General features: G+C 44.0%; 8 protein-coding genes and 1 pseudogene. 6 read left to right on the top strand and 3 right to left on the bottom strand.

The genetic code is table 11. The annotated features are described in order from the left end of the window. Nucleotides 1–56 precede the first annotated feature (56 nt). Nucleotides 57–932, top strand: a pseudogene (locus PWYN_RS23555) (MFS transporter); the annotation flags it as partial. 101 nt (nucleotides 933–1,033) lie between these two features. Here the strand turns inward: PWYN_RS23555 and PWYN_RS23550 are convergent. Together PWYN_RS23550 and PWYN_RS23545 are read right to left on the bottom strand one after the other, a co-directional pair. Then, the gene (locus PWYN_RS23550) at nucleotides 1,034–2,389 is read right to left on the bottom strand and encodes a PFL family protein (protein ID WP_240479862.1); all 1,356 of its coding nucleotides are present in this window, start codon (nucleotides 2,387–2,389) and stop codon (nucleotides 1,034–1,036) included. Between the two features lie 56 nt (nucleotides 2,390–2,445). Further along, nucleotides 2,446–2,715 (bottom strand): ACT domain-containing protein, encoded by a 270-nt coding sequence (locus PWYN_RS23545; RefSeq protein ID WP_036656939.1) that lies wholly within the window; start codon nucleotides 2,713–2,715, stop codon nucleotides 2,446–2,448. A 237-nt stretch (nucleotides 2,716–2,952) separates the two neighbouring features. Between PWYN_RS23545 and map the strand changes: the two genes are divergently transcribed. The 5 genes from map (at nucleotide 2,953) to PWYN_RS28350 (ending at nucleotide 11,098) form a co-directional block, all read left to right on the top strand. After that, a complete protein-coding gene (gene map, locus PWYN_RS23540; protein ID WP_036656936.1) occupies nucleotides 2,953–3,699 on the top strand; it encodes a type I methionyl aminopeptidase in 747 nt (248 codons plus the stop codon). A 346-nt stretch (nucleotides 3,700–4,045) separates the two neighbouring features. Then, nucleotides 4,046–5,605, top strand: a complete 1,560-nt coding sequence (locus PWYN_RS23535) for an IS1182 family transposase (RefSeq protein ID WP_036656933.1) — start codon at nucleotides 4,046–4,048, stop codon at nucleotides 5,603–5,605. 202 nt (nucleotides 5,606–5,807) lie between these two features. Next, nucleotides 5,808–7,442, top strand: coding sequence for a diguanylate cyclase (locus PWYN_RS23530; RefSeq protein ID WP_036656930.1), 1,635 nt, complete (start codon nucleotides 5,808–5,810; stop codon nucleotides 7,440–7,442). 46 nt (nucleotides 7,443–7,488) lie between these two features. Next, a complete protein-coding gene (locus PWYN_RS23525) occupies nucleotides 7,489–7,866 on the top strand; it encodes a response regulator transcription factor (protein WP_036656927.1) in 378 nt (125 codons plus the stop codon). Further along, entirely contained in the window at nucleotides 7,850–11,098 is a 3,249-nt protein-coding gene (locus PWYN_RS28350) for an ATP-binding protein (RefSeq protein WP_052088339.1), read from the top strand. The genes PWYN_RS23525 and PWYN_RS28350 overlap by 17 nt, the downstream gene beginning before the upstream one ends. Here PWYN_RS28350 and PWYN_RS23515 read toward each other — a convergent pair whose 3' ends face one another. Continuing rightward, entirely contained in the window at nucleotides 11,099–11,785 is a 687-nt protein-coding gene (locus PWYN_RS23515; protein WP_036656924.1) for a DUF421 domain-containing protein, read from the bottom strand. It lies immediately after the preceding gene. Nucleotides 11,786–11,873 lie beyond the last annotated feature (88 nt).

Below are 11,873 nucleotides of genomic sequence, written 5' to 3'. Positions count from 1 at the left end.
TCGCTGATCTTTTGCAGCAAAGCAACGAGCTTCGATATTCCATGTTGGGAAATCGAATTATAACAACTCTGCTTCATTGGAAGCAACTACCCAAGAATCCTCCACCTCTACAGGTGGCGGGAGTGTTCAATGTAACTTTGTTTGTCGGTCTTCTACTTGGACAACAGCTTGGCTACGGGGACAACCGTATTATAACCGCGCTGAGTATAGCCATGATCGCATTCATCACTTTTATATGGGTTGAACTTCGCAAACCGCAGCCTTTGCTGCAGCTGTCATTATTCAAAAATCCACTGTTTTCTGTAAGCATACTTTGCGGTTTTCTTGTCTTTGCCGCCAATTTTTGTTTTAACATTATTGCACCCTTTTATGCGCAAAATATGCTGAATCTATCCCCTTTTTATGCGGGCTTTCTGCTCATGCTGTTGCCGATATCTATGGTTGTTGTCGCGCCGATCAGCGGAGCATTGTCAGATAAAATCTGTTCAGAACTTCTTACGTTTGCTGGACTGGTCGTCATGGTTACCGCTCAATTCGGCTTAGCCCAGCTTCATGCCGGCAGCTCTGTTCTTCTGGTCGGGCTTTGGATTGCCATGCTGGGGATTGGTAGTGGACTATTTCAATCTCCCAATAACTCACTTATCATGTCCAAAGTACCCCGAACCCAGTTGGGCTCTGCGGGAAGTGTGAATTCTTTGGTTCGGAATGTAGGTATGGTCGTCGGGATTACTATTGCTACTACCATCCTGTTCAATGTGATGAGCAGTAAAGCGGGTAACCGGGTAACCGGACTTATACCGGATCGGCCGGAGCTGTTTCTAGCGGGGATGCATGTCGTATTTGTAACCTCGGCGACAATTTGTCTAGTTGCGGCTATATTGACGGGCTGGCGGTTGCTGAGTGCGGTAAGAACCCAAAAAGTCGAAGCCTAGTTATACAGAGTTCTAAACCTAGGGCGGTTGTAGATTGAAAAAATATAGAGCCGCCTCCCCTGAATTCAGGCTGAGGCGGCTCTTCTTGCGTAATACCCAAATTAATTCTTGAAGCTGTGAATTGGAGCAGGGATGCGTCCGCCTCTGTTAATGAAATTCGCGCAGTTAAAGCTGTTGACCGCCATCACGGGAGCATAACCCAGTAGTCCGCCGAACTCGACCATTTCGCCTACGTCCTTGCCGATGACCGGAATTACGCGTACAGCAGTTGTTTTGTTGTTAACCATGCCGATTGCTGCTTCATCAGCTATGATTCCAGAGATCGTTTCTTTGGAAGTACTTCCTGGAATCGGGATCATATCCAAGCCTACCGAGCATACGCAGGTCATCGCTTCGAGCTTCTCCAGTGTAAGTGCCCCGCGTTGTACAGCCTGAATCATGCCGTGGTCTTCACTGACCGGAATGAATGCACCGCTGAGTCCACCAACATAAGAAGAAGCCATAACGCCACCTTTTTTCACATTATCATTCAAGATAGCCAGAGCGGCTGTGGTTCCTGGAGCACCTGCTTCTTCAAGTCCCATGACCTGGAAGATTTCAGCAATAGAATCACCGATTTCAGGTGTAGGGGCTAGAGATAAATCAATGATCCCGAAGGGAACGCCCAATCGTTTGGAGGCTTCCTGAGCGACAAGTTGTCCCACGCGGGTTACCTTGAAGGCGGTACGTTTGATCGTCTCGCACAAGGTTTCGAAGTCCTGGCCTTTTACTTCCTCCAACGCTCGCTTTATTACACCGGGACCGCTGACGCCTACATTAATAACACACTCGCGTTCGCCAACACCGTGGAAAGCTCCAGCCATGAAGGGATTATCTTCCACCGCGTTGCAGAAGACAACCAGCTTAGCGCAGCCAATGGAGTTTCTATCTTTAGTACGTATAGCCGTCTGGAGAATGATATCACCCATTAATTTCACAGCATCCATATTGATTCCGCTACGGGAGGAGCCTACATTCACAGAGGAACAGACTCTTTCGGTAACGGCCAGCGCTTCAGGGATACTGTCGATCAGAATCCGGTCACCCTTGGTGCAGCCTTTTTGCACAAGTGCGGAGAAACCGCCTATAAAATTGACGCCGACCTCTTTCGCAGCCTTGTCCAATATTTCGGCAACAGGAACATAGGTATCGGTCTTAATTGCACCTGCGGCAATACCGATGGGGGTTACTGAAATCCGTTTATTCACTATGGGAACACCGAATTGACGTTCCAGATCCTCACCGGTTTTTACCAGCTTCTCTGCTGATTTAGTGATTTTGTCGTATACATTTTGGTTGAAAATGCGCATATCCGTATGAGCACAGTCCATAAGGCTGATTCCCATGGTGATAGTGCGTACATCCAGATTCATTTCACGGATCATTTTATTGGTTTCCTGTACTTCCACGAGTGAAATCATCAAAATCCTCCTCTAGTTGGGCAAGTATTAGCTGATGAACGATAGCCGCGGCTCTATATCCGGTGCATAATATTAAAAATATCTTCGTGCTGTAGCTTAATCTCTACGCCAATGGCCTCGCCTACTTGCTGCAACTCTTCGACAAGGTTCTCAAAGGGCTGGGTCGCTCCGGAAATATCCACAATCATCATCATATTAAAATAGTCCTGAACAATCGTTTGAGAAATATCCAATATGTTCACCTGATGCTCGGCCAGATACGTACATACCTTGGCGATGATACCTACACTGTCTTTCCCTAATACTGTTATGATCCCCTTCACTCCGTTTGCCTCCCTATTTCTATTTAGTTCTCAACCGTCCTAGCATAAGGCATTGACCGTTTCAACTATTATGGCAAATGGCATAAGAAGGTACAACAAAAGGTTTTGTGACGGATGGTTTAAGTTGATTTGGATTTTTTTTAATTTTCTCTCATAATATAAAGAGTAGTGAAGAGTTTAACACCATAATCATGGGCCATTATCAACAATAATGTGTTCTGCAAAAGAGGCGAATTTATGATCATTATTAAAACTATGGAGGAAATCGAAAAAATGCGGGCGGCTGGTAAAATCCTTGCAGAATGCCACCAGCAAATTGAAAAGATGCTTAGACCGGGTATTTCAACTTGGGAAATAGACCAGTTTGCGGAGAATTTCATACGCTCTAAAGGAGCTACTCCAGAACAGAAGGGATATCACGGCTACCCTTATGCAACTTGTGCATCCGTAAATGATGTCATATGCCATGGATTTCCAAAACATGAACCCCTTCAGGAAGGGGATATAGTCACTATTGATATGGTGGTGAATCTGAATGGCTGGTTGGCAGATTCCGCTTGGTCCTATGGAATCGGAACGATTAGCGATACGGCTGCCAAGTTGCTTCAAACGACAAAGGAATCCTTATTTAAGGGAATTGAGCAGGCGGTAGCCGGGAACCGAATCGGTGATGTCGCGCATGCGATTCAAGTGTATGCAGAGTCTAACGGCTACTCGGTGGTTCGTGATTTCATCGGTCATGGGATAGGCTCTGAAATGCATGAAGCACCGCAGGTTCCTCATTACGGCCCGGCAGGTAAAGGGCCGAGGCTCAAAGAAGGGATGGTATTTACCATCGAACCCATGCTGAATACAGGCAGCTTCCGGACGCGCATTGACGCAGACGGCTGGACAGCCCGTACCATCGACGGAAGTTTGTCAGCTCAATACGAGCACACGTTAGCTATCACTCCTCAGGGAACGGTTATACTGACAGAGCTTTAATACATGGCCTATAGTTTTTCTTATGTAAGGGGCTGTCCCATAAGCCATGAAATGGCTGCTTGGGACCGCCCCGCTGTTTTTGAGTCGGATTGACTTGTGTACGTGGTGTGGACGCTCCGCGAACGGACCGTTGCTCCAATCGCTGTGCTCTCCAGATTTTATTTATTTCCCTTAGCGGTAAAAATCCGGAGACCAAGGCGACCGCTACCGCTTTTCCGCAATCAGTCCGTCCTCTCCGCTGCTTTGAGCAGAAAAAGTTTCTACAATCTTCTTTAAAATCACAAAAAGAAATCGCCCTTTTGGTAAAATGGAGGTACCACCCAACCATTCAAAAGGAGCGATTTCTTTGTACATTCAATATACCATGGACCAACTTTGCTTGCCAATGGATCTGGAAGAAGACATACCGGAAAATCACCTCGTTCGTGTCGTGAACGCAGCCGTCAATCGGCTGGACGACACCATCTTTGACGCTGCCTATCCTGGCGGCGGCCGCGACAGCTACCACCCTAAAATGCTCACCAAAGTTATTATCTACGCGTACACCCAGCAAATCTATTCGTCTCGCCAAATTGCCAAAGCGGTACAGGAGAATATTCCCTTTATGTGGCTGGCCGGACGGCAGCGACCCGACTTCCGCACTCTTAATCGCTTCCGTTTCCAGCGAATGAAGGACGTCCTTGAAACGGTATTTACCGCCGTGCTTCAGTTTTTGTCTGACGAAAAATACGTTTCGCTGGAGCATTACTTTGTGGACGGAACCAAAATCGAGGCGAATGCCAATCGCTACACCTTTGTGTGGGGCAAAGCGGTCAACAAGAACAAATTGAAATTACAGGAGAAGGTACACGCCCTGTTCGCGAGCATTGAAGCGGCAGAAGACCAAGAAGAACGCGAGCACCACGGAAACAACCTCCTTGAACTCGGGGAGTCTTCTGAGTGGAACAGCGAGAAACTCGAACTAGCAGCGCAGAGGCTTGAAGCCCAGCTATTGGAAAAACCCAAAGACAAACCCCTAAAAAAAGCCGTTCGGAAGATTCGCAAGGATTTGCTGCCTAGGCTACTGAAGTATGAGCAGTACCAAATACTGCTTGGCGACCGGAACAGCTTTAGCAAGACCGACCCGGACGCGACCTTCATGCGGATGAAGGAAGACCACATGCGGAATGGTCAACTCAAACCGGGTTACAATGTACAGATTGGAACCGAAAACCAATTTATATTGGCCTACAGCCTACACCCAAGACCTACCGATACCCGTTATTTACAGCCGCACCTGGAAAAGGCAAGGCAGATCCTAGGAAAACTTCCTGGGACGTTAGTTGCGGATGCAGGCTACGGCAGTGAAGAAAACTACGCCTATCTGGAAAAGGAAGAGATTCAGGCGGTAGTGAAATACGGCAGCTACCATAAAGAAAAGAGCAAAGCATGGAAAGAGAATGTCGGAAAGATTGAGAACTGGACCTATGACAAAGCCAAAGATACGTGGATATGCCCCACCGGACAAACGCTGCATTTCCGCAAGGAAAGTAAGGAGCTCTTGGAGAGTGGATATGAAATTGGAAAACGTCATTACCGCAGCTTAAGTTGCGACGGTTGCCCGCTGAAGGAACGCTGTACAAAGGCAACAGGAAATCGGGAAGTGGTTGTAAGTCTGGAACGACTGCGGTACCAGAAGCAAGCTCGGGCAATCTTGCAAAGCGAGGAAGGCTACGCTTTGGCTGTACGTCGAATGACAGAACCAGAAAGTGTGTTTGGACAACTGAAGAATAACCGGGGCTTCCGGCGGTTTCTGCTTCGCGGCATGGAAAAAGTGACGCTTGAAGTCGGGTGGCTTTCCCTTGCCCACAATCTACTGAAGCAAGCTGCAAATGACCAAAGACGCAGAGCAGCGATCCTCCAATAACAGGAGAATCGCTGCTCTGTTGACTTTTTGCGATTTTGAAAATGAAGAGGGTCTTTCTCCGCTCGTAAAAATCTACTTATGGGACAGCCCCTTTTTGTAAGTATAGGTGTGAAGGAGTAGCGATTTGACGAAACTTAATAATTGACAATAAGTAAAAAACATGTTTATGTAGAAGATTGACAACATGGCCGGGGGGGTTCCAATGACAATGCGGAAGTATAAGGATCTGATAGAGCAGCGGACGAGACAGACTCTACAGGAATGGTCAGAATACCGGGGGGTTGAGGAAAGGGATATATACCGTTTCTTGCATAATCTAAAAGGTACTGCTGGAACAGTCGGGATGAAATACGTGGAAAAATTAGCAGAGAGCACGATCTTACTATTCTCGGAGAACAGTGAGCGAAGCTGGTCCGTGGAGGAATGGGGGGAATATTTGTATCCATTCCTGCCTGTTTTTAGAGAGGATATCTCTGTCGATGTGTCCATACACGATAGTCAGCAACAAGCAACCGACAGTAATGCAGACCCTTCAAAATATGAAATTCTTATGATAGATGATGATGTGGAGTTGGTTGCTTTTTTCAAAGAGTCTCTGGAGAAGCAGTCCTATTATGTCACTATTGCTTTATCTGCGGAACGGGGATTGAAGGTTTTTTATGAGAGTAAGCCGGACCTGATCCTGCTAGATATTCTACTTCCTGATCAAAGTGGCATAGAGGTCTTGCATCAAATTGTAGGTAAGGCAAATAAAGAGCATATCCCCATCATGATCATTAGCAGTGAATTCTCCAAAGAGCTTCAAATGCAAGCCTATTCTCTGGGTGTGATGGATTTTGTGAAAAAACCGGTGGATATGGATCTTTTCCTGGTCTTAATCCAAAACCGTTTTAAGCTTAAAACGGATTGGCAGAAATCCATCATCGTGGATGAGCTGACGGGTGCCTTTAACCGCAAGCATTTCAATCAGACCTTAAAACAGCTGATCGCAGATTTCAAGCGTACCGAGCGGAAGTTTTCTTTAGCGCTGCTTGATCTTGATTATTTCAAAAAAGTGAATGATTCATACGGACATCTCGTTGGTGATGAGGTGCTGCAGACTTTTGCAGAAATCGTACAAAGTTCCATACGTATAGAAGATACCTTTTGCCGATATGGTGGAGAGGAGTTTGCCTTATTTCTGCCTAATACGGATGCATCCTCTGCGAAGTCTGTTGTAGAGCGTATTCAGGAACGCTTCTCTGACAGGGAATTCCAATCCAAAAATGAAACTTTCCGAGTAACGTTCTCGAGCGGAATAACAGAGATCATAAATCCTGATGTGGATGCCGATAAATTAGTAGAGGAAGCTGATCAGGCGCTTTATGTCGGTAAATATGCCGGTAGAAATCAGACCATCCTTTATACGGATCATTTGTCTTCGCTTCGATTAAAGTCAGTCCTTAATGTGATTATTGTAGATGATGATGCGCTGATACGCAGGATCGTATCCACTCAATTCTCTACTTGGGCTCCGTCAAATATTGCCAAGATTAGTATAAGCAGTTATGCGAACGGTCTGGATTTTTTGAACTCGAATTGGTATTCAGCAAACGAGAAGTATATCATCCTGTTGGACGGAGTGATGCCGGACCTTGACGGTGTCGAAGTGCTGGAACGTATCCGTAATGATTATCCGTCAGTCAATATACTGGTGATTATGCTGACAGGCAGAACGAATCAATCAGATATTGTGCATGCATTGCAAACGGGAGCAGATGACTATGTTATCAAGCCGTTCCACATGAAGGAATTGCTGCTGCGAATTGAACGTCTAGCCTTTAGATTTTTATTCTAGGTAGGTATCTTACAAAAGTAATTTGATTTCACAGCGGAGGTATTAGATGCAGAAAGTACTTGTTGTAGAAGATGAAGAAGTGCTGCGGATGTTAATAGTGGATACACTGGAGGATCTGGAGGGTGTAGAGATTCATACCGCGGAAAATGGTGTAGAGGCGCTGGCAAAGCTTTCTACGGAGACTTACAGTCTGGTGCTCCTAGATTATATGATGCCAGTCTTGACGGGGATTGAGGTACTGGGTCGGCTGGATGAGGCTACAAAAAGTGCTACTCCTATATTGATGTTGACCGCCAAAGCACAGGAAATGGACCGCAATAGAGCAATTTTAGCAGGCGCCCGTTATTTTATGCCCAAACCGTTCAGTCCAATGGAACTCTTGCAGATTGTGGAGGGGATCCTAAGTGATGAAGGAAAAGACTAAACCGACTAAAACAAGTATCAAAACAAAATATCTCCGCATTATTATTATTCTATTTTCCATCATAATCTTGTTAGGTTCGATTTCCTTCATCTATTTAAATAAAAAACAGACCCAGCAACAAGAGGCTCGGGAAGTTTTACAGAACAAAACGAATACGATAGATGTACTAGCTGAATCGTTGAAAGAAGTGATTTTCCGTGCTAGAAGTTATGCTGCATTTAAGAGTGACAACGATTTAGAGTTATTAAATACTGAGTTTCAAAAGCTTGATGGCCTAATGAATACCTATTCATTGCTTGATTTGTCAACGGAAGAAGTGCAATTTAGAGATGATATTGAAGCATTCTATACCCAATATAAAACGGATATTCTACCAGAAATGATTCGTTTGGTCGATGCCGATGACTATGCAGGATTGAGAGCCTTCTCTCAAGACGGCACTACTCAAGACGTAAATAGTTTCATCCTCTATACCAAAGAATTCAAGCAGAAGTCAGATCTTACTCTAGATACTATGGCTATGGACTCCATACATAAGGCGAACAATTTAACATGGATAGGGTTCTTATTCAGTACACTTATCCTGCTGTTCTTCACTTGGATCACTTGGCGAATTATTAAGGATTTGATTAATCCCATACTGTTACTTGAAGGTGCGACACACTCTGTGGCAGCAGGCGATGAAATTTTGTTAAGTCAGCTTCATAGTCAGGATGAGATCGGCCGCCTCTATAATGCCTTTCTTGATATGGCTAGAAGTATTCAAGATAAAGAAGAAGAGCTCATGATGCAGAATGAAGAGCTTTTCGCCCAGCAGGATGAGCTTCAAGCTCAGCAATCCAAGCTGCAGAACTCCTTAAGCGAGATTAATAGTATGATGAAGGCTCTTGATCAATCATCTGCGGTAGGAATACTTACAGATAAAGGGGTATTTAGCTATGCCAATGATAATCTGAGCGAATACACCCATTACAAGAAGTCGGAAATCATCGGTTATACGTACAGATTATTTGAAGTGAACAATATCTCTTCAATTCACTTCCAACGGATCTTCCGCAAATTAAAAAATGGTGGAGTCTGGAGCGATGAAGTTCAAATTCTAGCTAAAGACGAATCTTACCTATGGCTGCATCTGACTGCAGTCCCTTACTTAGACGAGAATGGTAACGTGTACCAATACATCCTGATTGCAAATGATATAACCTCTATGAAGAGCACTCAGCAAGAGTTAGCAACTACGTTAAAAAATACACAACAAACTCAAATGATGCTGGAGTTAAATAATCAATTGAACCATGAAATCACCTATACATTGGATAAGTATGAGTTTGCAGATAAATTTATACAGTCCATGAACAGGCTTTATTCCTTTGATTCCAGTTTCTTTCTACTAGTCAGAGATAAAATCGCAGCTGTCAGAGGGATACCTCAGGAGAGTGTTGAACGTTATATCGAAAATGACAACAATGAAATGTTATATCGTATGCAAACAGAGAAATCATATATTATTAAGCGTCTATCGACCCCATCCGAACAGGGAATCTCACCAGATGTAATGTACAGTTACGATTACTATACAACGGTTGTGAATGCCAAGGATGAGATTTTGGCTGTTTTTTGCGGCAGTAGAGTTGGACATTCCTTCACCAAGGAGGAGATCAACGAAGTTCAAGGGATGATGAATAGAGTAGCTCTTGCAATAGAACGGTTATTCATGTATGAGGAAATTGAACACGGAAGAAAACTGAATCAGGATATCGTGAATAATGTGAACGAGGGAATCCAATTTGTTGACTCGGAGGGTAACATACTCCATATCAATAAAGCTCTGCGCCAAATATTTGATTTCCGATTATCAAGCGAGGGGACGCAAATTCCTAAGGAACAATGGATGGAACATTTCACCTCGCAATCCATGGAATCTAAGGATTTCCAGAGGTTTTACCTTACAGCAATCTCCGAAAATTCGGTCGAATCCAGCAGTATGAAGTACTCTATTGGGTCGAAACCAGTGAAGCATATTGATGTGTATGCTATTCCGGTTTTCCGCCGTAATACCCGTATTGGTACATTATTCGTACATCGGGACATTACTAGAGAATATGAGCTTGATTTGATGAAATCAGAACTGGTTAGTACGGTTAGCCATGAACTTCGGACACCGTTATCGAGTGTGTTAGGCTTTACCGAACTACTGCTGTCTAAAACGATGAAGCCGGAGAAGCAATTGAAGTATCTGGAGACGATCCATAAGGAAGCAAAGAGATTAACCGATCTAATCAATGATTTCCTGGATCTCCAGCGGATGGAGTCGGGCAAACAGCAATATGTTACTGAGCATGCCAATCTTAGTGAAATCGTACTGGGTGTTATTGAACAATATAAACTGAGCAATACTCATCAGGTTCTTCTGGTCGATGAAGCTCAAAACGCCGAAGTGGATGTCGATAAGAATAAAATTATTCAGGTACTGACGAACCTGCTTGGTAACGCCATCAAGTTCTCGCCTAACAGCAGCGAAGTTAAAGTGCTCCTCCATAATGAACAGGGTTACATAGTTGTTCAAATTCAGGACTCCGGGATGGGTATTGCACAAGACCAAATCAGCCAGCTTTTCCAAAAATTTAGAAGAATAGATAATAGTGCATCAAAGAGAATCGGTGGAACAGGTCTGGGACTTGCGATCTGCAAGGAAATTATAGATAAACAGCAGGGTACCATCGGTATAGATTCAGTGGAGGGTGAAGGTACTACAGTCTGGTTCAGAATCCCTGTTCTTCATGCTGAAGCAACCGGGCAAGAGGAAGACCACAACAAATGGAGTACCGACAAAGAAAACAAGCCCAATGTTTTGATTGTAGAAGATGACAACAGTTTGTCTCTACTCTTATCAGAGGAGCTAAAAGCCAAAGGCTTTAGGGTTACTCATCATTACCATCCGCAGAAAGCTTATGATCAGGCTCTAAAGACATCATTTGTAGCCATAGTAGTTGATTTAATGCTAGGGGAAGAATTGGATGGGTGGGATCTCATCCGAATGTTGAAAACAGATCCGAGAACGGAGAACATTCCGATCGTAATCTCTTCAGCGTTGGATAAATCAGATAAAGATTTAATGAACGTTGTCCAAAAGTACCTAACCAAACCCTATCCACCAGGTGAACTGTCAAATACAATTGAAGAAATTGTGAAGATTAAGCAAGGTTTGGGTGAGGTGCTTTTTCCGGGATGATTAATTCTGAGCATAAGCAGGGATGATAGTTAAATCACCTTCCCCGTCGAATTCGGCATAAGCTATGCTCTTAATGTCCGGGTATCCCTTTTTTTCAATCTGACTCTTAAACCAAGCTTGATCTTTACCTAAACGATGGAGATTTTCCTTGTGTAAAACACCTTTTTCCACGATGCAAAGCGTCAACTGTACTTCCTGATCAGGAAGATTCAAATCCTTTCGGAGTACACCTTCGTATAGAGGTTTTTTAAGAATGCTTAAAGATCCGTTTGTTTCATAGATGGCAAAAGCAACTTCCTCCAGAGAAAAGGTGTTCTTCGCTCGAAGCATCATCCGCAATTGATCAAAGTCTAAGTTGTTTTTCCGGAGTTTAGTCAAATCAATTTTTCCATCATGAATCAGGATTTCCGCTTGGCCCTCCAAGGGTTTGCGAAGCTTGGGTATAAACTGCGTGATTTTTTCAAAAAGAACAGACAGTAGGGTCCAGATGACAAGGGTGAAGATCAACTTAAGCACGGAATGCTCTTTTTCATAAATCGTGTTTCCTACCAGATCACCCAATACGACAGCGGAAATAAAATCAAAGGGTGTCAATGCAGAAATCTCTTTCTTGCCAAGTAATCTCGCCATACTCCATAACCCAAAGAATCCTATGATTAACTTGGTCAAAATGGATCCGAGTTCCATTATGTACCTCCTATTTTAACAATTCACATCATTTGATTATCACGTTATCTAATCAAAGTCATCATTTTTTATAATGAAGCGGCTTAAA

It is taken from the genome of Paenibacillus wynnii (assembly GCF_000757885.1).
GTDB lineage: Bacteria > Bacillota > Bacilli > Paenibacillales > Paenibacillaceae > Paenibacillus_AQ > Paenibacillus_AQ wynnii.
Note: the sequence above shows the minus strand (reverse complement) of the source record. Positions and strands in the feature narration are given on the sequence as shown.

Excerpts from the sequence above, each read along its gene's own strand:
- map (WP_036656936.1), top strand. The coding sequence starts at position 2,953 with ATGATCATTATTAAAACTATGGAGGAAATCGAAAAAATGCGGGCGGCT.
- PWYN_RS23530 (WP_036656930.1), top strand. The coding sequence starts at position 5,808 with ATGACAATGCGGAAGTATAAGGATCTGATAGAGCAGCGGACGAGACAG.
- PWYN_RS23525 (WP_036656927.1), top strand. The coding sequence starts at position 7,489 with ATGCAGAAAGTACTTGTTGTAGAAGATGAAGAAGTGCTGCGGATGTTA.
- PWYN_RS28350 (WP_052088339.1), top strand. The coding sequence starts at position 7,850 with ATGAAGGAAAAGACTAAACCGACTAAAACAAGTATCAAAACAAAATAT.
- PWYN_RS23515 (WP_036656924.1), bottom strand. The coding sequence starts at position 11,785 with ATGGAACTCGGATCCATTTTGACCAAGTTAATCATAGGATTCTTTGGG.